This is a genomic window from Nocardia thraciensis (assembly GCF_054782435.1).
Window position 1 is genome coordinate 173,652 of sequence record NZ_BAAGSM010000009.1, and the last position, 21,857, is coordinate 195,508.

Consider the following 21,857-nt stretch of genomic DNA (forward strand, 5'->3'; position numbering starts at 1 on the left):
GCGCCGGAGAGTGCGTTCGACGCCCCCCGTGCGGATGAGGCGCGGTTCGGGTCCGTGTCGGTGGTCGGACACCGGCACATCCTCCGTTAGACTTTCGAACAACTGTTCGCGGATGTGGAGGGGTGCTTTTCGTGCGGGTGATGGGCGTCGACCCCGGGCTCACCCGGTGCGGTCTGAGCATCGTCGAGGGCGGGCTCGGGCGGCAGGTCACGGCACTGGACGTGGATGTGGTCCGGACCCCCGCGGATATGGATCTGGCCGAGCGGCTCATGCACGTCGCCGACGCGGCCGAACACTGGATGGATACGCACCGTCCGGTCGCGGTCGCGATCGAGCGGGTGTTCTCCCAGCACAACGTGCGCACCGCGATGGGCACCGCGCAGGCGGGCGGGGTGATCGCGCTGGCCGCCGCCCGCCGCGGCATCCCGGTCGCCTTCCACACGCCGAGCCAGGTGAAGGCCGCCGTCACCGGAAACGGGTCGGCGGACAAGGCTCAGGTGACGGCGATGGTGACCCGGATCCTAGGCTTGCGGAGGGTGCCCAAACCGGCCGATGCCGCGGACGCGCTGGCGCTGGCGATCTGTCACTGCTGGCGGGCGCCGATGCTGGACCGGATGGCGAAGGCGGAGGCCCTGGCGGCGCAGGCGCAGCGCAAGTACACGGAAAAGCTTGTCCAGCAACGAAAGGCGGTGCCCCGGTGATCGCGTCGGTGCGCGGCGAGGTGCTCGAGATCGGCCTCGACCATGTGGTGCTCGAGGCCGCGGGCGTCGGATACCGCCTCAATGCCACACCCGCCACGCTGTCGGCCCTCACCCGCGGCGAGGAGGCGCGGCTGTACACGGCGATGATCGTCCGCGAGGACTCGATGACCCTCTACGGCTTCGGCGACACCGAGGCCCGCGAACTCTTCGGCCTGCTGCAGACGGTCTCCGGCGTCGGACCCCGGCTCGCGATGGCGGTGCTGGCGGTGCTGGAGCCGGAGGCGCTGCGCAAGGCGCTGGCCGAGAGCAATGTCGCCGCGCTCACCCGGGTGCCCGGCATCGGCAAGCGCGGCGCCGAGCGCATGGTGGTGGAGCTGCGCGACAAGGTGAATCTGGTTCCGGTGCAATCGGGGCCGCCCGGCGCCGGACCCGCCCCGGTCGTCACCCCCGTGCGCGATCAGGTGGTGGAGGCGCTCACCGGGCTCGGATTCGCGGCCAAGCAGGCGGAACCGGCGGTCGACGGCGTACTCGCCGAACAGCCCGACCTGGACACGTCCAAGGCGCTGCGCGCGGCGCTCGGCGTGCTCGGTAAGAACAAGTAGGGCGGCGGATGACCGAGCCGGACCACGACGACGAATCCCAGGTCACCGCAAGCTATCTGCGGTCCGACGGCGAGATCGAGGCGAGTCTGCGCCCGAAGTCGCTCGATGATTTCATCGGCCAGCCGCGGGTCCGCGAACAGCTCGCCCTGGTGCTGCGCGGCGCCCAACAGCGCGGCGGCACACCGGATCACGTGCTGCTGTCCGGTCCGCCCGGCCTAGGGAAGACCAGCATGGCGATGATCATCGCGGCCGAACTCGGTACGGCCCTGCGCATTACGTCCGGTCCGGCGCTGGAACGCGCGGGCGACCTGGCCGCCATGCTGAGCAATCTGGTCGAGGGCGACGTGCTGTTCATCGACGAGATCCATCGTATGGCCCGCCCGGCGGAGGAGATGCTGTACCTGGCGATGGAGGACTTCCGCGTCGACGTGGTGGTCGGCAAGGGCCCTGGCGCCACGTCGATTCCGCTCGATATCGCCCCGTTCACCCTCGTCGGCGCCACCACCAGGTCCGGCGCGCTGACCGGTCCGCTGCGCGACCGCTTCGGCTTCACCGGCCATATGGATTTCTACGAACCCGATGAGCTGCAAGGGATTCTGGAACGCTCGGCCCAGATCCTGGGTGTCCGACTGGACCTCGATGCCGCCACCGAGATCGCGGGACGCTCGCGCGGCACGCCCCGCATCGCCAACCGCCTGCTGCGCCGCGTGCGCGACTACGCCGAGGTGCGCGCCGACGGCGTGATCACCCGCGAGATCGCCCACGCCGCCCTGGCCGTCTACGACGTCGACGACCTCGGCCTGGACCGTCTCGACCGCGCCGTCCTGGCCGCCCTGGTGCGCAGCTTCGGCGGTGGGCCCGTGGGCGTTTCGACACTGGCCGTCGCCGTAGGGGAGGAGGCCACCACCGTCGAGGAGGTGTGCGAACCCTTCCTGGTCCGCGCCGGAATGGTCGCCCGCACTCCCCGCGGCCGCGTAGCCACCGCCGCCGCCTGGGAACATCTGGGCCTGGTCCCACCCCCAGACCTCGTCTTCGGCTCCATCGAGGTCCGCGGCCGCGACCCCCACCCCACCCTGGACCTGTTCGACTCCTGAGCGACAGCGGATCAGCCGGGGGCGGTTTCCGCGGTCGATACGGCCTGCCAGAGTCCGGCCGAAGATGTCGGGCGTCCGTGACCGCGCACTGACCCTTGGCTCAGCGCTCTCCGTCCAATCGGGTGCGCTGCTCGTCTCGAGCGACCATGCTGCTTGGATGGCGTCCTCGAGGGCACGGCAGGACTCTGCGACCACAGTCGCGGGGGACCGGCGTCTATGCCGTGTGGCGGCGGTCGATCTCCTGAGCAGCGGGCGGGCTCAGAGTGTGCGGATGCTGGAGTAGATCTGGCGGGCCAGGTCCGGGGTCACCTCGCCCGGGACGCCGCGGTCGGCGGCGATGGTGAGGACCAGGGTCGGGTTCTGAGGGCCGGGGAAGGCGAAGGTGTAGACGGTGAATTTGCTTGTGGTGCAGGCGGAATCCTCGGGCTTCCAGGTGCCCGAGGTCTCGGTCAGCTGACCCGCGATTCCGGTGCCGGTGGTCAGCGGCGTCGGTGCCGTGGTGGTGGCGTCGGTCGGGCTGTTGAAGCCGTACTCCGCGGACTTCTTACCCACATCTGTGGCGGCCGCCGCCGGATCGGGCACGTCGGAGCGGCTGACGAAGGTGGTCGTCCGGTTGGAGGACGCGCAGTAGTCCTCGCCGTCGACGGTCGTGCCGGTGCCGGAGATCCGGTTGCCCTTGTCGTCCTCGAAACCGCGGATCATGGTCTCGGTGTCGACCTTCCAGCCCGCGGGCACGTCGTAGGCGATCCCGCGCGCGGGCACCGCGACACCCTGGAAGCCGGGGATGACCGCGGTGGTTGTCGAACTGCGCCGGGCGGTCGTGGGCGGCGCCGACGTGGCAGTTGTGGGCGGTGCCGACGTGGCGGTCGTGGGCCGCGCCGCGCTGGTCTTGCGGGCGGTCGAAGTCGCTGCGGCGGCGGGTTTGTCGTCGCGGGAGGACTTGCTCACCAGCACGAGGCCGCCCGCCGCGGCCAGTACCACCACGACCATGCCGACGACGAGCGCCACGATCAGCCCGGTGTTCCGGCGCGGCGGCGGCGCCCCGTACGGCATCGGCTGGTAGTTCCCCGGATAGGGCCGCTGCGATTCCAGCGCAGGGTACTCGTAGGCCTGCGGGGCGCCCAGCGGCGGATACTCGTACGGCTGCTGCTGTTGGTACCCGGGAGGCGGGGCTGGATGTGGCTGTCCCGTGGGCTCGTATCCCGCAGCCGGTCGTTCCCACCACTGCCGATCGTCTGTCATATCCTCTGTCCCCTCGCGCGGGCCGCCACCACGATCGGCCCGTGGTTTCACGTTTCACGCACGCGTGGGCCATCGTATGTCACCGGGCAACATTCGAGTGCCGGGGCGGTCGACCCGGTTCAGGCGCGGGATTCGCCCCCGCGCTCCCGCGCCGCCAGCGTCCGGACGACTACATCGAGGAAGGAGTCGACCTCCTCGATGTGATAGGCGGCGGTTCCGGCATGCGCCAGACCGAAATTGGCGTTGCGCATCTCCGCGCTGGTCAGGCGGTTCGGCCCGTCGTGGGCCAGCGTGGCGGCGAGCCGGTTCAGGAACAGGCCCACCTCGTCGGCCGCGTAGCCGGGCTGCCCGTGCGGCGGCGCCGAGAACCGCAGGCGCTGCACGTCTTCCGGTGTGAGCAGGGCGTTTCCGTGCGGATGCGGCCTGGCGCCGCGCCGCGCGAACTCCAGGTCGATGCAGACCTGGTCGAGATAGTCGTCAACCTGATCGCGGTCGTAGCCGCGATGACCGAAAGCGGCGGTGGCGAACTCGTGCTCGCGGATCTCCGTGGCGGTCAGCGTGCCCCGGCCGCGAAACGCCTCGTCCACCCGCTCGCAGAAGGCGTCGACCTCCGCGGCGTCGTACCCGCGATGACCGAACGGGGCCCGGCAGAACCGGACCCGTCGCGCATGCTCATCCGTCACGCGCTCATTCTGACGACGGGTCACGAGCGGAAATGTTACCCGGGTCACATCCCGCTATTCCCTGCGCACCCCGTCGATCAGCAGCCGCCGGATCGCCTGCGCGAGATCCTCGACCCCCGTCTCGTCCGGATCGCGCAGGCCGTGGATGATCGCGGCGAGCAGCATGCCCGTGACCGCCTTGGCGGTGCTGGTGGTGTCCAGGTCGGCCCGCAGATATCCGCGCTCGACACCGTGTTCGAGATATCCGGCGGTGAGCGCGTCGGCGGTGTCCAGCAGCCCGTACAGCCGCAGGGTCAGCTCGGAGTCGATGCCGGTCGCCTGGAACAGCAGCAGTTGGGAAACCCGGCGGTCCTCCAGGAAGATCCGGTTCAGCGCCGCGCCGATGCGCTCGAGCTGGGCGCGGTACTCGGCCAGGCTGGTCGCCGCGTCGGGGGCGTTGTCGGTGCCGAGCGAGTCGATGATGCGGGCGGCCAGGTCGTCGATGACGTGGTCGATGATGTCGCGCTTATTGGCGAAGTAGCGGTAGAACGTGCCGTGCCCGATCCCCAGCTGCGTCGCGATATCCGCGATTCCCGTGGCGTGATAACCCTTTTCGGCGAAGCAGGCGAAGGCGGTGTCGATGATCTCCTGCCGGAGCTCGGCCTTGCGACGTTCGAGATGTGTTGATGGCTTCGGCACGGAGCCGATGATACGGTGTTCCGGACCGGAATGATGTGTCATTCTGTAATAGGTACTTCGGGTAACAGGGAGGTTCGGCGTGGCACCTCGATACGACGCCGTGGTCGTGGGAGCCGGATTCGGCGGGATGGGCGCGGGCATCGAGCTGGATCGGCTCGGCCTGGGCAATTTCGTGATCCTCGAGCGGGAGGACGATCTGGGCGGCACGTGGCATGTGAACCGGTATCCGGGGCTGTCGGTGGATATCGCCTCGGTCACCTACTCGTACTCGTTCGAGCCGAATCCGCACTGGTCGCGGCTGTTCGCGCCGGGCGCGGAGCTGAAGCGCTACGCCGAGCACGTCGCGGACAAGTACGACTTGCGGCGGCGGATGCGCTTCGGGCAGACCGTCGGCGGCGCGCGGTGGGACGAGGAGGAGCAGCAGTGGGTGGTGTCGGTCGAGGGCGGTGAGACGCTGACGGCCCGCTACCTGATGGCCGCGACCGGGTTCCTGTCCCAGCCCTACACCCCGCCGTTCCCGGGCATCGATTCGTTCGCGGGCAAGATCATCCACACCACCGCGTGGGAGCAGGACTTCGATCTGACCGGGCGCAAGGCCGCCATCATCGGCACCGGCGCGACCGCCGTGCAGCTGGTTCCCGAGGCCGCCAAGCAGGTGTCGGCACTGACGGTGTTCCAGCGCACACCGATCTGGGTGGTGCCCAAGGTCGACACCAAAATCCCGAAGCCGGTGCAGCGGCTGTTCGAGAAGGCTCCGCTCGCGCAGAAGGCCGCGCGGATGGTGAACACGAGCGCGCTGGAACTGCTGATGGTGGCCGGGGTGCTGCGCTACAAGCAGGCCAAACTGGGCAACAAGGGCGCCGCGCTGCTGGCCAAGGCCCATCTGCGCGCGCAGGTGCGCGATCCGGAGACCCGCCGCAAGCTGACGCCGCACTACGACTTCGGCTGCAAGCGCCCCACGTTCTCCAACACCTACTTCAAGACCTTCAACGAACCGCATGTGCGGCTCGAGACCAACTCCATCGACCACATCGAGCCCGACGGGATAGTCACCGCCGACGGGCACAAGACCGAGATCGATACCCTGATCCTGGCCACCGGGTTCAACCTGTGGGACGTCAACTTCCCGGCCATCGAGATCATCGGCCGCGACGGGGTGAACCTCGGAAAGTTCTGGCGCGACAACCGCTTCCAGGCCTACGAGGGCATCACGGTGCCGAAGTTCCCGAACTTCCTGAGCCTCAACAGCCCGTACTCCTACAGCGGCCTGTCGTACTTCACCACCATCGAGGCGCAGATGAAGCATATGGGGCGGCTGTTCGGCGAGATGTTCCGCCGCGGCGAGCAGGTGTTCGAGGTGACCGAGGCGGCCAACGCGCGCTTCCTCGACTACGTCACCGAGAAGCTGAACTCGTCGGTGTTCTACGGGGGCAACTGCTCATCGGCCCGCAGCTACTACTTCAACCAGCACGGCGAGGCCGCCCTGCTGCGCCCCAACAGCACCCCGGCCACCCACCGCCAAGCGGTGAGCTTTCCGCTGGAGGACTACACCTACGGGGAGGCGGCGGCGTAATCCCGGCCAAAAGCGCGCCGGGAAAGCGGTGAGGTGGACGGACGGGGTGTGCCGGTGTGGCGGTATCGCGGGGGACTGGCAGACTGTGTGGGTAAACACCCATCCCAACCCACAGACTAGGGACCGACTACGACGATGGAACTGCTGTTTCCGCTGCTGCTGGTAGCCCTGCTCGTGCCGATGTTCCTCGGTGTCCGCCGTCAGAAGCGGGAGGCACAGAAGGTCGCCGAGATGCAGGAATCCCTGAAGATCGGCGACCGGGTCACAACCACGTCGGGTCTGTACGGCACCGTGGTCGACGTGGACGACGCCACGGTAGACCTGGAGATCGCCGAGGATGTCGTCACCACGTGGCTGCGTGCCGCGGTGCGCGACGTCCGTGCCGACGACACCGAGACGACCTCGACCACCGAGTCCGCCGACGCCGCGACCGAGGACGACACCGCCGACGCGGCCGAGCCGGTCGAGGCCGAGGCCAAGCCCGCGGTGGACGAACCGGCCGAGAACACCAGTACGAAGCTCGGTAAGGACTGACCGCACGCGCCATCGCACCGCCGCCGGGAACGCGCGGTGCGATGGCGCTGGCGCATGCCCGCACGTTCCACCTCGACACCGCCTAGGAGACAAGTACTGTGCCACCTTCCAAGGGAACGGGGCATCCGCTGCGGTTGCTCGGCGTCTACGCCGTGCTGTTGGCCGTGATCTACGCACTGGTGTTCTTCACCGGTGACAAGGCGCCGGAACCCAAGCTCGGCATCGATCTACAGGGCGGTACCCGGGTCACGCTCACCGCGCGGACGCCGGACGGCAACAAGCCGAGCCAGGACAGCCTCGAGCAGGCCCAGCAGATCATCGAGTCCCGGGTCAACGGCCTCGGGGTGGCCGGTTCCGAGGTCGTCATCGACGGCGACAACCTGGTGATCACGGTGCCCGGCGAGGACGGCCAGCAGGCCACCGCGCTGGCGTCGACGGCCAAGCTCTACATCCGCCCCGTGCTGAACTCCAGCCAGGGCGGCGCGGGCGGCGCCGGTGGTCTCGGTGGTGCGGGCGGCATGGGCGGCGCCGGTGACCTCGGGGGGCTGGGTGGTGCGGGCGGCCCCGGTGGGCTGCCGCAACTCCCGCCGGGTGCGCAGACCGATACGGGCCTGCCGCCGGACGCGGGACAGCCGAGCGGTCCGGCCCCGAACGAACAACCCGCGCCGAACGAGCAGCCCGCGCCGAACGGCGGCGCGGCGCAGAACCGGGTGTTCCCGGCTCAGGCGCCCAGCGAGCCCGCGCCGTCACCGGAGAGCCCCGCACCGTCGCCGGAGAGCCCCGCGCCGACTCCCGGTGCGCCGCAACCGGATCCGAACCTGACCCCGCAGCAGCGCACGCAGCAGGAGATCGCCACCGCGAAGGCGTTGCGGCAGAGCTCGGACCCGCAGGTCCTGCAGCTGGCCATGCAGACCATGGACTGCGGCAAGCCCGATCCGCTGGCCGGTAACGACGACCCGAACCTGCCATTGGTCACCTGCGGCAGCGACGGCGCGGTGTATCTGCTGGACAAGAGCCGCATCGACGGCCAGGACATCAAGGACGCCAGCGCCTCGTTCCAGCAGCAGCAGTCACGCTGGGCGATCGACCTGACGTTCAAGAACAGCGACCCGTGGGCCCAGCTCACCGGCGAGTATCTGCAGAAGCAGGTGGCGTTCACGCTGGACTCCAAGGTGATCAGCGCGCCGGTCGTGCAGCAGGGCCCGCAGCAGGGCGGCAGCACCCAGATCACCGGGCAGTTCACCTCGCAGTCGGCCAAGGAACTGGCCAACCAGCTGAAGTACGGCTCGCTGCCGCTGTCGTTCTCCACCTCGGAGGCGCAGACCGTGTCGGCCACGCTCGGCCTGTCCTCGCTGCGCGCGGGCCTGATCGCCGGTGCGATCGGCCTGGTCGCGGTGCTGCTGTACTGCCTGGCGTACTACCGGATGTTGGGCTTCCTGGCCGGATTCTCGCTGATCGCAGCGGGTTTCGCGGTGTACGGCATCATCATCCTGCTGGGCCGGTGGATCAATTTCACCCTGGACCTGGCCGGTATCGCCGGTTTGATCATCGGTATCGGTATGACCGCCGACTCGTTCGTCGTGTTCTTCGAACGAATAAAGGACGAGATGCGCGAGGGCCGAAGTTTCCGCTCGGCCGTGCCGCGCGGCTGGGCGCGCGCCCAGCGCACCAACCTGTCGGGTAAGACGGTGAGCCTCATCGCCTCGGCGGTGCTGTACATCTTGGCCGCCGGGCAGGTGAAGGGTTTCGCGTTCACGCTCGGCCTGACCACGGTGCTCGACGTGATCGTGCTGTACCTGGTCACCTCGCCGCTGATGATGATGGCCTCGCGCTCGCCGTTCTGGGCCAAGCCCTCGGTCAACGGGCTCGGCGCCGTGCAGCAGCTCGCCCGTGAACGCAAGGCCGCCGCCGGCGTGCTGGTCGGAAAGGAGTCGTGAGGATGAGCAATCACTCCGTCCTCGACCAGGGGACCGTCGACGAGCCGATCGACGCCGGGCCGCGGCACAGCTTCTTCGAACGGCTCTACACCGGCACCGGTGGATTCCAGATCGTCGGCAAGCGGCGGCTGTACTACGGGCTGAGCCTGGCGCTGCTGGTGATCGCGCTGGCCAGCATCGTGTTCCGCGGTTTCACCCTCGGCATCGACTTCGAGGGCGGCACCCGGATCCAGCTGCCCGCGACCGGGGACATGTCGACCACGCAGGTGGAGGACGTTTACAACCAGGCGCTCGGCCACGACCCGGTCACCGTGCAGAAGGTCGGTTCGGGCGCCGCGGCGTCGTTCGAGATCCGTTCGGACACCCTCGACGCCACGCAGCAGGACAAGGTGCAGGCCGCGCTGTTCGACTCCTTCCACCCGAAGGACTCCTCCGACAACGTCAGCCGCAACGCGATCAGCATCGCCGAGATCAGCGAGACGTGGGGCGGGCAGATCACCCAGAAGGCGCTGATCGCGCTCGTGGTGTTCGTGGTGCTGACGATGATCTACATCGCGATCAGGTTCGAGCGAGATATGTCGATCGCCTCGATCGCCTCGCTGTTCTTCAACCTGATCGTGACGGCGGGCATCTATTCGATCGTCGGATTCGAGGTCACGCCCGCGGCCGTGATCGGTCTGCTCACCGTCCTCGGCTACGTGCTGTACGACAACGTGGTGGTGTTCGACAAGGTCGAGGAGAACACCCGCGGCGTGCTGCACCTGACCCGGCGCACCTACGGCGAGCAGGCCAACCTGGCGGCCAACCAGACCCTGATGCGCTCGATCAACACCACCGTCATCGGCATCCTGCCGATCATCGGCATGCTGGTGGTCGCGGTGTGGCTGCTGGGTGTCGGCACGCTGAAGGATCTGGCGCTGGTGCAGCTGGTCGGCATGGTCGTCGGTGCGTACTCGTCGATCTTCTTCGCGGTGCCGCTGCTGGTGACGATCAAGGAACGGTTCGGGCCGTACGCGGCGCACACCAAGAAGGTGCTCGCCAAGCGGGCGAACGCGGGCAGCGCGCGGGTCGGTGACGCGGCCGCCGCGCGGGCGGCCGCGGCGAGCGGCATGCCGCCGCGCCCGCGCCAGACCGGTTCCGCCGCACCGAGACCCGGTGTCCGGCCGAGCGGGAAGCGGCACAAGAGAAGGCACTGAGCGTACGGCGGGGGCGGACGTCCCGGCAGTCTATGGGGCGTCCGACTCACTGCCGGGTGCGGCCCCGGAGGAGGCAGAGTGCGTAACCAGGGAGGATCCGGCGTGCGGCGGGTCGTGCTGCGGGCGGTAGGGGTACTGACGGCCGGGGCGCTCGCCGGCGGCCTGCTGGCGGGATGCGGCAGCAAGAATCAGCTGCCCTCGATCGGGTACGCGGTCGACGCCGCGCTGGTCAGCTACAACGGCGGCAGCAGCGCGGGCGCGAGCAGCGGTGCGGCGGGCGTGTTCTCGCGCGTGCTGACCGGGTTCTTCTACACCGGTCCGGACGGGCAGCCGATCGCGGACACCGATTTCGGCACCGCCAAGGAGGTGCCCGGCGAGACCCAGACCATCCAGTACCGGCTCAACCCGGACGCGGTGTACTCCGACGGCGTCGCGACCTCGTGTGACGATCTGGTGCTGGAGTGGGCCGCGCGCAGCGGCCGATTCACCAAACCCGGTCCGGGCGGCCAGATTCCGATGTTCGACGCGGCGTCGACGGCCGGGTACTCCGATATCGAGCGGGTCGAGTGTCAGCCGGGGTCGAAGGACGCGACCGTGGTGTTCCGGCCCAACCGCCACTTCCTGGCCTGGAAGACGCTGTTCAACGCCGGGGATCTGATGCCCGCGCACATCGCCGCGAAGGCGGCCGGGGTGCCGAATATCGTTGCGGCGGTGCAGACCGGCGATCCGGTCAACCTGGATCGGCTGGCGCAGTTCTGGAATACCGGCTGGCAGCTGACCCCGGGCAAGCTGGACACCGACGTGCTGCCCTCCTCCGGGCCCTACCGCATCGAATCCTACAGCGACAGCGAAGGGTTGGTGCTGGTCAAGAACGAGAAGTGGTGGGGCAACCAGGCCCGCACGCCGCGCATCGTGGTGTGGCCGAAGAACGCCGACCTGAAGGACAAGCTGAGCGACAAGGCGGTCGGCGTCGTCGATATCGGCTCCGGCGCGGTGAAAGACCTGAACCTGGACGGATTCTCGGTCGAACAGGTCCCCGGCCGGGGCGCCGAGCAGTTGGTGCTGTCCTCCGGGGGCATGTTCGGCTCGGCCGCCGCCCGGCGGGCCTTCGCCACCTGCGTGCCGCGTCAGGCGCTGTTCGACAGATTCGGTCATCCCGGATACGAGAACGAGTCGGGCCTGGGTTCGGGTCCGCTGAATTCCCGTACGGTGCAGGCCGATTCGCTGTACTACTCGGCGATCACCGGACCGGCCGACAAGTACCGCACCGGGGACCCCGCGGCGGCGCAGCAGGCGCTGGCCGCCGCGGGGGCGCCGAATCCGACGATCCGCATCGGGTATCGCGGACCCGACGATCGGCGCGCCCAGACCGTCGCGGCCATCGCCGACAGCTGCCGGGCGGCCGGCGTCACCGTGATCGACGCCGGTGCACCGGATTTCACCCCGGCCCAGCTCGGCGAGGGCAAGGTGGACGCGGTACTGGGCAGCACCGCGGGCGCACCCGGTCCGGCGGGATCGCTGCCCGGGATCGAGGCCACGGCCGCGCTGCGCACCGGCGAGGGGTTGAATTTCGGGCATTTCGGTAATGGGCGTTACGATGCGATCACGGATCAGCTTGCGGCCGACGACAATTCGACCACGGTGCTGAATCTCGACACCGAGGCGGAGCGCCTGCTGTGGAGTGAGATGCCGTCGATCCCGCTGTTCAACACGCCGCGCACCGTCGCGTTCGGGGACGGCATGGAGAACGGGATCGTGAACCCCACCAAGGCCGGTGCGGGTTGGAACATGGACCGCTGGGTGTTGTCGCGTTGAGCGGGCGCGGGTTGAGCGAGGATAGTGGGTGCCAGATGAGCAAGCACGGAATGGTGGAGACGGAAGAGACGGCGGGGGAGCGGCTGGCCCGGGCGGCCGAGGCCGTGCAGCGGCTGACCCGCTGGCACGACGACTTCCCCACGCCGGGAGTGCGTTTCGCCGACCTGACGCCGGTCTTCGCCGACGCCGAGGGTTTCGAGGCGGTCATCGAGTGCCTGGGCTCGTGTGCCGCGGATGTCGATCTCGTGGCGGGTGTGGACGCGCGCGGATTCCTGCTCGGGGCGGGCGTGGCGGCCGTGCTGGGGACGGGTGTGGTGGCGGTGCGCAAGGCGGGCAAGCTGCCGCCGCCGGTGATCTCGCGGGAGTACACCCTCGAATACGGTTCGGCCGCACTGGAGATACCCGCCGACGGCATCGATCTGGCCGGTCGCCGGGTGCTGCTGCTGGATGACGTGCTCGCCACCGGCGGGACGCTGGCCGCGAGCGCGGAACTGTTCGCCGCCGCGGGTGCGGAGGTGGTGGCGGCCGCCGTGGTGCTGGAACTGGGCTTCCTGGGCGGCCGGGAGCGACAGGGCGATTACCCGTTGACCTCGATCGTGCGGCTGTAATCAGAAGCGCGCGATCAGCCGGGCGATAATGCCGGTGACGACCAGCCAGAACACCGCCGCCAGACCGTAATTGATGATGGCGTCGAGGTCGAAGTTGCCGGTGTTGAACAGGCCGGGGAAGAACAGCGCCAGCGGCTCCGCCAGCCCCTTGATGAAGCCGAAGAACTTGTTGGCCGGGTTGGCGTCGAATACCAGCAGCAAGATGTAGACGGCCTCGATGAGCGCGAAGACGCCGCCGACGGTGCTGACGATCGCCGCCGCGGTCGCCCCGTTCCCGTGCGTGGTGCGATAGGTTCGGTATCTGTACATGTCTGAGGCGTGCCCGTTTCGACCCGGTCGAAACGGGCAGCCCCCTTGTCAGGTTTCCCTGCGGTGCAATATTTCTCGATGCGCCGTGCCCTCGGTCTCGCGGCAAATCGAGAGCACTGCTCTTGACATGCGGCTCGGGGCGGTGCATGCTTTCTTATTGGAGAGCACCGCTCACGAAGCCAGGAGTGACCACCATGAGCGCAACCCGATACATCGCCCCGACCGGCCTCGACCCGATGCTGGGCAAGGTGGTGAACCTGCTGCCGAAGCTGGGGATCAGTGTCGCCGGGTCGCGGCTGTTGGCCGTGCGCGGGCGCAAGTCGGGGGAGTGGCGGACCACGCTGGTCAATCTGCTCGTCGACGACTCGGGTGCGCGGTACCTGGTGGCGCCGCGCGGGCATACGCAGTGGGTGCGCAACCTGCGCGCCGTCGGTGCGGGCGAACTGCGGCTGGGCCGCAAGGTCGAGCCGTTCACCGCGACCGAGGTGGCCGACGTGGACAAGGTGCCGGTGCTGCGGCTCTACCTGCGGAAGTGGGGCTGGGAGGTCGGCCGGTTCTTCGAGGGTGTCACCAAGGATGCCTCGGACGAGGAGCTGGCGGCCATCGCACCCGGCTTCCCGGTGTTTCGGATCGGCTGAGTCGTAACGACTTTCTGTGCACGGGATCCGGTGTGAGCTGGATCCCGGAAATATTCCTTGCGCGCCCATGGTTGTCTCCACTAACTTGTACGAGTCTTGTTTCCGACGATCGGAGTTGTGCATTGCTCTGCTGAGGTAGCCCCGAGCGGCCCGCATTCGCGCGCCGTATCCCACGCCACCTCCCAGGAGTATGCACATGTCATCGACTATTTCTGTATCCGATCTCAGCTTCGTCTGGCCCGACGGCACCCCCGTATGCGACGGCCTCGACGCCGTGCTCGGACCCGGGCATGTCGGCCTGGTCGGGGCCAACGGCGCCGGAAAGTCCACGCTGTTGCGGTTGATCGCCGGTGAACTGCGCCCCGCGCGCGGATCGATCACCGTGCCCGGTCGCCTGGGCTATCTGCATCAGGATCTGGGCCTGGCGCCGGGGCGGCGCGTGGACGCGGTGCTCGGGATCGATGATGTACGAAAGGCGTTGCACCGCATCGAATCCGGCGACGGCGACGAGCGGGACTTCGAGATCGTCGGCACCCGCTGGGATGTCGAGGAACACGCCGTCGCGCTACTGGGCCGACTGGGCCTGCACTACCTGGCCGACGATGTGGCACAGCTGGATCGGCGCCTCGACACCCTGTCCGGCGGCGAGACCGTGCTGCTGGGCCTGGTGGCGGAGCTGCTGCGCGAGCCCGACGTGCTGGTGCTCGACGAACCCACGAACAATCTGGATTCGGTTGCGCGCCAACGACTCTACGATGTCGTGGGTCAGTTCCCCGGCACCGTGCTGACGGTCAGCCACGACCGGGAGCTGCTCAACCGCGTGGCGATGGTGGCCGAACTGCGACAGGGCGAAATCCGTTCCTTCGGCGGCAATTTCGACGCCTACGAGGCGATCGTCGAGGCCGAGCAGCGGGCAGCGCGGGCCGCGGTCCGCGACGCCCGCGGCGATGTGCGCAAGCAGTCGCGCGAACTCGTGGAGGCCCGCATCAAACTGGACCGCCGCAAGCGGTACGGGCAGAAGATGTGGGACAGCAAGCGCGAGCCGAAGATCATCATGGCCGAGCGCAAGCGGCAGGCCCAGGTGTCGGCGGGCAAGGTGCGCAACAGTCACATCGCGAAGGTGGAGGAGGCGAAAGATCAACTGACACAGGCGCAGGAGCTGCTGCGCGACGACCGGGAGATCCGCGTCGACCTGCCCGGCACCCGGCTGTATCCCGGCCAGGACGTGCTCGACCTGGAGGAGGTGACACTGGCCAACGGGCCGGTGGTCTCGCTGAAAGTATCGGGCCCGGAACGGATCGCGCTCACCGGACGCAATGGGGCGGGCAAGACGACCCTGCTGCGCCGCATCGCCGCCGAACCGCCGAAGGTGCCCTGGCGTACGCTTCCGCAGCGCCTGGACATCTTCGACGACGAGCGCTCGGTGTTCGAGAACGTCTCGGCGGCAACGCCACACGCCACGGCGGAACAGGTCCGCGCCCAGCTGGCGCGCTTCCTGTTCCGGGGCGCCGACGCCGACGTGGCGGCGGGCGCGCTGTCCGGCGGCGAACGCCTGCGCGCTGCCCTGGCCATGCTCCTGCTGTCGGACCCCGCGCCCAAGCTCCTGCTCCTCGACGAGCCCACCAACAACCTCGACCTCCCCAGCCTGCGCCACCTCACCGAGGCGCTGGTCGGATTCGAGGGCGCCCTGATCGTGGTCAGCCACGACCCCCGCTTCCTCGACGACATCGGAGTCACGCGGCGGGTCGAACTCACGACCGAGGGATTAGTGGAGGACGCGCCGACCTAGGGACCTCGTCGTCAGGCCGTCTCGGACCAACGGGGTGGCCTGCTGGTCACACCGGACGTCGATTTTTGCGTACCAAAAGAATGCGGCGCCGGCCCTCGACTATCCGTCCGGTGGATCGCGAGGCGCCCAGAAGCTCCGGAACGGAGTGGCAGCGTCGTCGGCCCCCGCGACGAGCAAGGACTGGCCGGTCGCGGGTTGTGCAACCAGGGAGACCACGCCCGTGGCGGCATGCACGTCCCGCCGTATTCCGGCCTCGTTCTGTAGCCGGTCAGCCAGAGACTCAGCGGAGACAGCACCGGGCTTTCCTGTGTCACAGGAGAGCAGGACCAGTGGGCTGCCGGGTTTCTCACCGAGCGCACTCTGGAAGTAGCGGTTGGCTTCCAGAACCCGGCCATAAGTAGCGCCGTCAACTGTCACCGGGATCGATTCGGATTTGTCGGCACCACCCGGGTGGACACCGATGCCGAAGCTCGAGCCGTCGGCATGAGCGTCCACGTAGACCGGAGAGAAGCCCGTACGCTTCACGTCTTTACTCCACGGCGTTACGGAAGGTTTAAACGCCCAGTCCGGAGTCTTGTCAGCAAAGGTGTGGAGCGGCACCCCGCGGTCCATGCCGTCTATCAGGTCGTGTGGGAGCGGGAGATAGACGTGATCACTGGTCCTCACCCCTTGCGAGGCCCACTCGGTGATGATCTTCGCGTCGCCATCCTTGGTCGGGAACGACACCCCCAGCAGGCCTCCGGAGGGATCTCGCACCGGAATACTCGACACGTCGTCGGGCGAGAATCGGATGATCGAATTGTTCGCATCGGTTCCATGGAGAAACGTCGAGGAGTTTTCCGACCCTCCGCCGCCCATACTGTCGGGCCCGATTCTGCGGGCAGCAGTGAGGTCGGTGTTTAGGGCCGAGTCGCTCGCCGACCGGATCCTCCCGGCGACAGATCGGAAATTTCGTGCGTCCAGATCAGAGCGGGATATGCCGACACGGCCTAGCTGTGCAGCCATACGCTCGCAAAATACGCTCAGACTACCGATAGTTATCCCCGGCGCCACCACCGAATGGTCGCACAGTGCGCGCGCCTGGTCCGACCTCGCGCTCTCAGTGGTGAGAACGCCATCGTTCACTGGATCAGCCTTGTGCCGGTTCGCGCTAATCTTGAGTGCCCAGCCATTCGATGACCGAAGGAGAGGTGGACGTGGCGATCGAGCCCATGCCGGGCACGGTCCGGAAGGACAACTGGTTCTTGCTACTCGATCCGGAGTGGCAGGCGAACCACTCGGGATCGATGCCGCCGGGGGAGGCTATCATTGGCGGCTGGATGGTCGACGATGCCGAAAACACCGGGCCATTCCAGCCGAATCCGGATTATGTGCCCCGCGACGCATCGACGCCTACCGATCCCACCGATGCGTTGCTGCGGTTGATCGCCGGTGGTGAGCCACTAGGCGAGCAGTTGGTGACCACACTTCGCGACTCCGTCGTACAGATCGCCTGCAATCGCGAGAACCAACCGGTGGTCGACTCGGCCCCGGACGGAGTGCCATGCGTTCTCGTCACCACCGCTGGAATACATCAACAGCGGCTGAGCGCAGACCGCTGGTGGCCCGTGGTAGGCGGCAAGCTGACCGATATCGTGCCTACCGGAGCGGATATTCTCCTGAACCCCGGCGGCCCTGCGCAATTCCGGCTCGTCACCGGCGCACTACACCGCCCCGATTGATACGGTGCTCGACTTACCTGAAGGCGTTTCCGGCACGCCGGTTGCCGGAATCCACTTCGGCAAGGTGGCTTCCGGCCGAGCGCGTGCCGGAAGCGAGAGCGGAGCTAGGCGCGCACGTAGAAGATCCCCCAGGCCAGGTTTCCGGCGCGGCCGCCGTCGACCCAGTGCCGCAGGCCCACCTTCATCCGGGAAAGGTATGCGGCACTGACGGTTTGGGAGATCTCCGCCTCGCGTCGCTCGGTCTCCTGCAGGACGCGGGCGTAGTGGGTGGTCAGCTGGGGCGTGTGGTCCTCGAATTCGGTCGCGTCGACGCCGAGGCGGTGCAGCTCGCGCCGGTAGAACTCGGGGGACCCCATGGACTCCAGGTGCAGGCGGTCGAGGATCGGGCGCAGCGCCGACCGGTCGCAGGAGTCCGATGCCATCGGGTCGGTGAACACGATCTCGCCGCGCGGCTTGAGCACCCGCATGATCTCCTGCAGCACCCGCACCCGGTCCCCGCTGTGCAGCATCGCGTCCTGTGACCACACCACGGTGAACTGGTTGTCCTCGAACGGGAGGTCCTCGAACGAGCCGTCCACGACGTCGACCAGCTCGCTCAGGCCCTGCTGCCGGTTCAGCTCCCGGTTCCGGTCGTTCTCGACCTCGCTCAGGTTGAGACAGCACACGTGGCACCCGTAGGTGGCGGCGAGATACCGGGCCGCACCGCCGTAGCCGGCGCCGATATCGAGCACGCGGCTGTCGGCGGTGAGGTGCGGCTTGCTCGCCATCCGGCGCACGGTGCGGCGGCTGGCCGGGGCGATCTCCTCGTCCGGGGTGTCGTACAGGCCGATGTGGATGTCCTCGCCGCCCCAGATGGTGAAGTAGAAGTTGTCGGCGTCCTGCGAGTTGTAGTAGTCGCGCGCCACGTTGACGGCGGTGGAGTAGTTGTGGCGGTAGTCGGTGGTGCGCAGGTAGCTCTTCTCCGCCACGTGGACGAGGAAGTCGGGCTCGTCGGCGGCGAAGGTGTCCTGGAAGTCGCCGTAGGTCTCCACCCGCTGGAAACCCACCTCGCGCAACAGCCTTCGGGTGTAGTCCTTGCGCAGCGGATACATGTTCAGGTGGTATTGCGACTCGTCCGGGAAACTGTACCGGAACCGCGCGAGGCCCTCGTCCACGTACTCCGGCTCGGCGGTCACCGAATCGCCGCAGTAGTAGTAGGTGTGCTTGCTGCTGAAGCCGTTGTCCAGGATGGTGTCGTAGTTGCGCTGGTCCAGGACCAGGATGCCGTCGTGCTTGAGCACCGCGTAGAACTCGGCCAGCGCCTTGCGCCGGTCCCGCTCGGAGAACAGGTGGGTGAAGGAGTTGCCGAGGCAGATCACCGCGTCGAACTCGCCGTGCACGTCGCGGTTGAGCCAGCGCCAGTCGGCGTGCACGACCCGCAGCACGTGGCCGCCGTAGGTGCGGCCGTTCTCGAACGCCTTGACCAGCATCTCGGGGCTGCCGTCGACGCTGACCGTATCGAAGCCCTCCTCGATCAGCCGGACGGAATGGAAGCCCGTGCCCGTGGCGACGTCCAGCACGGACCGCACCCCGCGCGATTTGAGCAGGTCGATGAAGAAGCGGCCCTCGCTCGCGTAACGCTTCTTCCAGTCGATCAGTTCGTCCCACTTCTCCACGAATCCCTTGACGTATTCGTCGGTGTAGTGGTCGGTGTCTCGAACGAGCAGGGGGTCTTCGCCGAATGCCTGCTCGGGATGCGCCCGGACGTCTCCCTCGGCGCCGTAGCCGTCGGTACTGGGTTGCTGCGTCATGCCCATATCCGTTCCGCCGGGCGTCGTTTGGTTCGTTGCCTTCCCGCAGCACAGTCGCGCCCGGCGCGCGCTCGTCGTCGAGTGGAACCCGACCTCTGCACTCCGACCGGAGTAGCCCTCGCGCCCGATCCGCACCGACCGGTCGCGCTACCGCCCGTATTCAAGCTATGGAGGGATTCCGGGCCCGGCAACTCGAGGAGGAGTAATGGCTGGTGCACGGTTGATGACGGAAGTGTGACGGCACGGGCCGGGCGGGATTTTCGCGACGCCGCCATCCGTTGTACCGGGAGCCGACATGAGGAGGTCGTATGGCACAGGAGTACCACCGGAATCCGGCGGCGGTGGACGCGCTGACGCCCGAGCAGTACCACGTCACCCAGGAGAACGGCACCGAGCGGCCGTTCACGGGCGAGTATTGGGACAACCACGAACCGGGCATCTATGTGGACGTGGTGTCCGGTGAGCCGCTGTTCGCCTCGGTCGACAAATTCGACAGCGGATCGGGCTGGCCGAGTTTCACCAAGCCGATCGAGGGCGCGAGCGTGGCCGAGAAGCGGGATCTGTCGCATCTGATGGTGCGCACCGAGGTGCGCTCGGCGTTCGGTGACAGCCATCTGGGGCATGTGTTCCCCGACGGCCCGCGCGACGCGGGCGGGCTGCGATACTGCATCAACTCGGCGGCGTTGCGGTTCATCCACCTCGACGACCTCGAGGCGGAAGGTTACGGGCAGTACAAGACTCTTTTCGCGAAGGAGGAGGCGTGAGCGATACGCAGAAGGCGATTCTGGCGGGCGGATGCTTCTGGGGCATGGAGGAACTGGTCCGCAAGCAGCCCGGGGTGCTGTCGACGCGGGTCGGCTACACCGGCGGCCGCAACGACCACCCCACCTACCGCAATCACCCCGGTCACGCCGAGGCCCTGGAGATCGTCTACGACCCGGCGCACACCGACTACCGCGCGCTGCTGGAGTTCTTCTTCCAGATCCACGATCCGACGACGAAGGACCGCCAGGGCAACGACATCGGCACCAGCTACCGCTCGGCGATCTTCTACCTCGACGACGAGCAGAAGCGCGTCGCCCTCGCCACCATCGCGGACGTCGAGGATTCGGGCCTGTGGCCCGGCAAGGTCGTCACCGAGGTGACCCCGGCGACCGAGTTCTGGGAAGCCGAACCCGAACACCAGAACTACCTCCAGCGCTACCCGAGCGGCTACACCTGCCATTTCCCCCGCCCCGGCTGGAAGCTGCCCAAGCGGGAGCCCGCGGGCCAGTAGGTTCCGGTTCAGATCCGGCCCGCGCACGTCTGTTACATGGGTGAGCGAATGCCGCGATGGTTCAGGGGGTCGGCCGCTGCGGGGAGGCGTCGTCGGGAGGCGTGGGTCGCCTGTCGGGTAGCCTCGCAATGTGCGGCCGACCACGGACGTCGCCGTTGTCCAGCACACACTGCCCCGGGAGGTGTCTTGCGCATCGCTGCTCGCCTACTGCTGGTCCTGGTGGCGCTGGTGTGTGGTGTGGTGTCAACGGTGGCGGTGGGTGCTCCGCCGAGCGCGACCATCGATGACTTCACCTCGCGGAAGATCGATGAGCTGTTGGCTGCCAAGGCCGCGGCGGGGGCGCGGGGCAAGGGGGAGCTGATCGAGTTGTTGTCGCGACAGTTTCTCGGGACGCCCTATGGGGCGGGCATGCTCGTGGGTTCGGCTGGCGAGCCCGAACAGTTGGTCGTGGACTTTCGGCGGGTCGACTGCTTCACCTATCTCGACTATGTCGAAGCGTTGAGCCGGTCGGTGGACCGAGACCAATTCACGGCGAATCTGGTAGACACCCGATACGCCGGTGGCACAGTCGATTTCGCGCACCGCAAACACTTCTTCAGCGATTGGGCGCACACCCCGCGTATCGCCGCCGCCGACATCACCGCGATGCTGAGCCCCGCCGCGGTGACCGCCGCCAAGCGACTCAACGCGAAAGGCGATGGCGGAACCTATCTTCCGGGCATTCCAGTGGCGGACCGCGATATCACCTACATCCCCGCTGCCGCGGTCGACGGCAATGTCATCGCTCAGCTCCGCACCGGCGACTACGTGGGGGCATACGCCGACCAGCCCGGCCTGGACGTCACCCACGTCGGCATTTTCGTCGCCACCCCCGACGGCCCGGTCTTCCGCAACGCGTCCTCCCTGGACGCGAACAACAAGGTGGTGGACAGCCCGTTCACCGACTACATCCGATCGACCCCGGGCATCATCGTCCTGCGCGCGCAGCCGTAGTGGGTTCCGGTCAACGCGCGCCGGAGCGACGCGGGGTGGGATCGTCTCCCGATGGCGTTATGGACGACGTAGGCCCGCGATGAGGAGCCCTGCCATGCGGCGGGCGTCGTAGTTCGGCGTGGTTTCCGCGCCGACGCACAGGTTGCCGACGGCGCGCAGCAGTTCGTAGGCGGCTATGTCCGAGCGGATCTCGCCCGCGCTGGCCGCGGTGTCCAAGAGGTGCGCGCAGACGGGGACGAGACGATCGAGGAAGTAGGCGTGCAGGGTGTCGAACGCGGCGTTGTCGGACTGCAGCGCCGCGGCGAGGCCGTGCTTGGTGACCAGGAAGTCGACGAAGAGGTCGATCCACCGGGACAGGGCCGCGTGCGGGGTCTCGTTGTCCGCCAACAGTTTCGGACCTGCCTCGGCGCACGCCTCGACCTGGTGCCGGTAGACGGCGACGATGAGGTCGGCACGGGTGGGGAAGTGGCGGTAGATGGTGCCGACGCCGACGCCCGCCTCGGCGGCGATATCCCGCACGGGCACATCGACCCCGGACGTGACGAAAGCCTTCGCGGCCGCGTCCAGCAGGGCGGCCTCGTTGCGCCGCGCGTCGGCCCGCTTGCGCTGGGCCGGGGATCCGGATCCGCCGCCGTTGTCCGCCACAGTGCCGCTACCTCTCACTCCGGTCGGCAAAAC

The 21,857-nt window shown here is 68.0% G+C and carries 22 protein-coding genes; 15 read left to right on the plus strand and 7 right to left on the minus strand.

Annotated elements, in window-relative coordinates:
- The first annotated feature begins 131 nt into the window (after positions 1-131).
- Genes ruvC through ruvB form a run of 3 tightly spaced genes read left to right on the plus strand, consistent with a single transcriptional unit; the run spans position 132 to position 2,397 of the window.
- A complete protein-coding gene (gene ruvC / locus ACYVLQ_RS03160) occupies positions 132-701 on the plus strand; it encodes a crossover junction endodeoxyribonuclease RuvC (RefSeq protein WP_460695875.1) in 570 nt (189 codons plus the stop codon).
- Entirely contained in the window at positions 698-1,303 is a 606-nt protein-coding gene (ruvA, locus tag ACYVLQ_RS03165; protein ID WP_460695840.1) for a Holliday junction branch migration protein RuvA, read from the plus strand. Before ruvC ends, ruvA begins: the two co-directional genes overlap by 4 nt.
- A gap of 8 nt (positions 1,304-1,311) precedes the next feature.
- A complete protein-coding gene (gene ruvB / locus ACYVLQ_RS03170) occupies positions 1,312-2,397 on the plus strand; it encodes a Holliday junction branch migration DNA helicase RuvB (protein WP_460695841.1) in 1,086 nt (361 codons plus the stop codon).
- A gap of 258 nt (positions 2,398-2,655) precedes the next feature.
- Here the strand turns inward: ruvB and ACYVLQ_RS03175 are convergent, their stop codons facing one another.
- From ACYVLQ_RS03175 to ACYVLQ_RS03185, 3 genes are all read right to left on the minus strand, one after another.
- Positions 2,656-3,639: a hypothetical protein gene (locus ACYVLQ_RS03175; protein WP_460695842.1), complete on the minus strand. Its 984-nt coding sequence runs from the start codon at positions 3,637-3,639 to the stop codon at positions 2,656-2,658.
- Between the two features lie 119 nt (positions 3,640-3,758).
- Entirely contained in the window at positions 3,759-4,322 is a 564-nt protein-coding gene (locus ACYVLQ_RS03180) for a DivIVA domain-containing protein (protein WP_460695843.1), read from the minus strand.
- 54 nt (positions 4,323-4,376) lie between these two features.
- Positions 4,377-5,009, minus strand: a complete 633-nt coding sequence (locus ACYVLQ_RS03185) for a TetR/AcrR family transcriptional regulator (RefSeq protein ID WP_460695876.1) — start codon at positions 5,007-5,009, stop codon at positions 4,377-4,379.
- Positions 5,010-5,079: 70 nt separating this feature from the next.
- On the opposite strand from ACYVLQ_RS03185, the gene ACYVLQ_RS03190 reads away from it, so the two are divergent.
- The 6 genes from ACYVLQ_RS03190 (at position 5,080) to ACYVLQ_RS03215 (ending at position 12,663) form a co-directional block, all read left to right on the plus strand.
- Positions 5,080-6,573, plus strand: coding sequence for a flavin-containing monooxygenase (locus tag ACYVLQ_RS03190; RefSeq protein WP_460695844.1), 1,494 nt, complete (start codon positions 5,080-5,082; stop codon positions 6,571-6,573).
- Between the two features lie 135 nt (positions 6,574-6,708).
- A complete protein-coding gene (gene yajC / locus ACYVLQ_RS03195) occupies positions 6,709-7,107 on the plus strand; it encodes a preprotein translocase subunit YajC (protein WP_460695845.1) in 399 nt (132 codons plus the stop codon).
- Between the two features lie 98 nt (positions 7,108-7,205).
- A complete protein-coding gene (secD, locus tag ACYVLQ_RS03200; protein WP_460695846.1) occupies positions 7,206-9,044 on the plus strand; it encodes a protein translocase subunit SecD in 1,839 nt (612 codons plus the stop codon).
- 2 nt (positions 9,045-9,046) lie between these two features.
- Positions 9,047-10,240 carry a protein translocase subunit SecF gene (secF, locus tag ACYVLQ_RS03205; protein WP_460695847.1) on the plus strand — a complete coding sequence of 398 codons (1,194 nt, stop codon included), beginning with the start codon at positions 9,047-9,049 and terminating at the stop codon, positions 10,238-10,240.
- 78 nt (positions 10,241-10,318) lie between these two features.
- Complete coding sequence (locus ACYVLQ_RS03210; protein WP_460695848.1) at positions 10,319-12,055, plus strand: ABC transporter substrate-binding protein; 1,737 nt, start codon at positions 10,319-10,321, stop codon at positions 12,053-12,055.
- Positions 12,056-12,090: 35 nt separating this feature from the next.
- Complete coding sequence (locus ACYVLQ_RS03215) at positions 12,091-12,663, plus strand: adenine phosphoribosyltransferase (protein ID WP_460695849.1); 573 nt, start codon at positions 12,091-12,093, stop codon at positions 12,661-12,663.
- Here the strand turns inward: ACYVLQ_RS03215 and ACYVLQ_RS03220 are convergent, their stop codons facing one another.
- Complete coding sequence (locus ACYVLQ_RS03220) at positions 12,664-12,972, minus strand: hypothetical protein (RefSeq protein ID WP_460695850.1); 309 nt, start codon at positions 12,970-12,972, stop codon at positions 12,664-12,666.
- A gap of 194 nt (positions 12,973-13,166) precedes the next feature.
- On the opposite strand from ACYVLQ_RS03220, the gene ACYVLQ_RS03225 reads away from it, so the two are divergent.
- The gene (locus ACYVLQ_RS03225; protein ID WP_460695851.1) at positions 13,167-13,610 is read left to right on the plus strand and encodes a nitroreductase/quinone reductase family protein; all 444 of its coding nucleotides are present in this window, start codon (positions 13,167-13,169) and stop codon (positions 13,608-13,610) included.
- A 196-nt stretch (positions 13,611-13,806) separates the two neighbouring features.
- The gene (locus ACYVLQ_RS03230) at positions 13,807-15,399 is read left to right on the plus strand and encodes an ABC-F family ATP-binding cassette domain-containing protein (RefSeq protein WP_460695852.1); all 1,593 of its coding nucleotides are present in this window, start codon (positions 13,807-13,809) and stop codon (positions 15,397-15,399) included.
- A 99-nt stretch (positions 15,400-15,498) separates the two neighbouring features.
- Here ACYVLQ_RS03230 and ACYVLQ_RS03235 read toward each other — a convergent pair whose 3' ends face one another.
- On the minus strand, positions 15,499-16,257 hold the full coding sequence (locus tag ACYVLQ_RS03235; protein ID WP_460695853.1) for a hypothetical protein: 759 nt from the start codon (positions 16,255-16,257) through the stop codon (positions 15,499-15,501).
- A 338-nt stretch (positions 16,258-16,595) separates the two neighbouring features.
- On the opposite strand from ACYVLQ_RS03235, the gene ACYVLQ_RS03240 reads away from it, so the two are divergent.
- Entirely contained in the window at positions 16,596-17,120 is a 525-nt protein-coding gene (locus tag ACYVLQ_RS03240) for a type VII secretion system-associated protein (protein ID WP_460695854.1), read from the plus strand.
- Positions 17,121-17,224: 104 nt separating this feature from the next.
- Here ACYVLQ_RS03240 and ACYVLQ_RS03245 read toward each other — a convergent pair whose 3' ends face one another.
- A complete protein-coding gene (locus ACYVLQ_RS03245; RefSeq protein WP_460695855.1) occupies positions 17,225-18,910 on the minus strand; it encodes a glycine/sarcosine N-methyltransferase in 1,686 nt (561 codons plus the stop codon).
- Between the two features lie 308 nt (positions 18,911-19,218).
- Here ACYVLQ_RS03245 and msrB point away from each other — a divergent pair, with 308 nt between their 5' ends.
- The 3 genes from msrB (at position 19,219) to ACYVLQ_RS03260 (ending at position 21,179) form a co-directional block, all read left to right on the plus strand.
- On the plus strand, positions 19,219-19,674 hold the full coding sequence (gene msrB, locus ACYVLQ_RS03250) for a peptide-methionine (R)-S-oxide reductase MsrB (RefSeq protein WP_460695856.1): 456 nt from the start codon (positions 19,219-19,221) through the stop codon (positions 19,672-19,674).
- Entirely contained in the window at positions 19,671-20,186 is a 516-nt protein-coding gene (gene msrA / locus ACYVLQ_RS03255; RefSeq protein WP_460695857.1) for a peptide-methionine (S)-S-oxide reductase MsrA, read from the plus strand. The genes msrB and msrA overlap by 4 nt, the downstream gene beginning before the upstream one ends.
- 186 nt (positions 20,187-20,372) lie before the next feature.
- Positions 20,373-21,179: a DUF1460 domain-containing protein gene (locus ACYVLQ_RS03260; RefSeq protein WP_460695858.1), complete on the plus strand. Its 807-nt coding sequence runs from the start codon at positions 20,373-20,375 to the stop codon at positions 21,177-21,179.
- Positions 21,180-21,236: 57 nt separating this feature from the next.
- Here ACYVLQ_RS03260 and ACYVLQ_RS03265 read toward each other — a convergent pair whose 3' ends face one another.
- Complete coding sequence (locus ACYVLQ_RS03265; protein ID WP_460695859.1) at positions 21,237-21,824, minus strand: TetR/AcrR family transcriptional regulator; 588 nt, start codon at positions 21,822-21,824, stop codon at positions 21,237-21,239.
- Positions 21,825-21,857 lie beyond the last annotated feature (33 nt).

Coding starts and splice junctions, on each gene's coding strand:
- ACYVLQ_RS03220 (WP_460695850.1), bottom strand. CDS start 12,972: ATGTACAGATACCGAACCTATCGCACCACGCACGGGAACGGGGCGACC.
- yajC (WP_460695845.1), top strand. CDS start 6,709: ATGGAACTGCTGTTTCCGCTGCTGCTGGTAGCCCTGCTCGTGCCGATG.
- msrB (WP_460695856.1), top strand. CDS start 19,219: ATGGCACAGGAGTACCACCGGAATCCGGCGGCGGTGGACGCGCTGACG.
- secF (WP_460695847.1), top strand. CDS start 9,047: ATGAGCAATCACTCCGTCCTCGACCAGGGGACCGTCGACGAGCCGATC.
- ACYVLQ_RS03245 (WP_460695855.1), bottom strand. CDS start 18,910: ATGACGCAGCAACCCAGTACCGACGGCTACGGCGCCGAGGGAGACGTC.
- ACYVLQ_RS03235 (WP_460695853.1), bottom strand. CDS start 16,257: ATGGGCGGCGGAGGGTCGGAAAACTCCTCGACGTTTCTCCATGGAACC.
- ACYVLQ_RS03175 (WP_460695842.1), bottom strand. CDS start 3,639: ATGACAGACGATCGGCAGTGGTGGGAACGACCGGCTGCGGGATACGAG.
- ACYVLQ_RS03230 (WP_460695852.1), top strand. CDS start 13,807: ATGTCATCGACTATTTCTGTATCCGATCTCAGCTTCGTCTGGCCCGAC.
- ruvB (WP_460695841.1), top strand. CDS start 1,312: ATGACCGAGCCGGACCACGACGACGAATCCCAGGTCACCGCAAGCTAT.
- ACYVLQ_RS03225 (WP_460695851.1), top strand. CDS start 13,167: ATGAGCGCAACCCGATACATCGCCCCGACCGGCCTCGACCCGATGCTG.
- ACYVLQ_RS03215 (WP_460695849.1), top strand. CDS start 12,091: ATGAGCAAGCACGGAATGGTGGAGACGGAAGAGACGGCGGGGGAGCGG.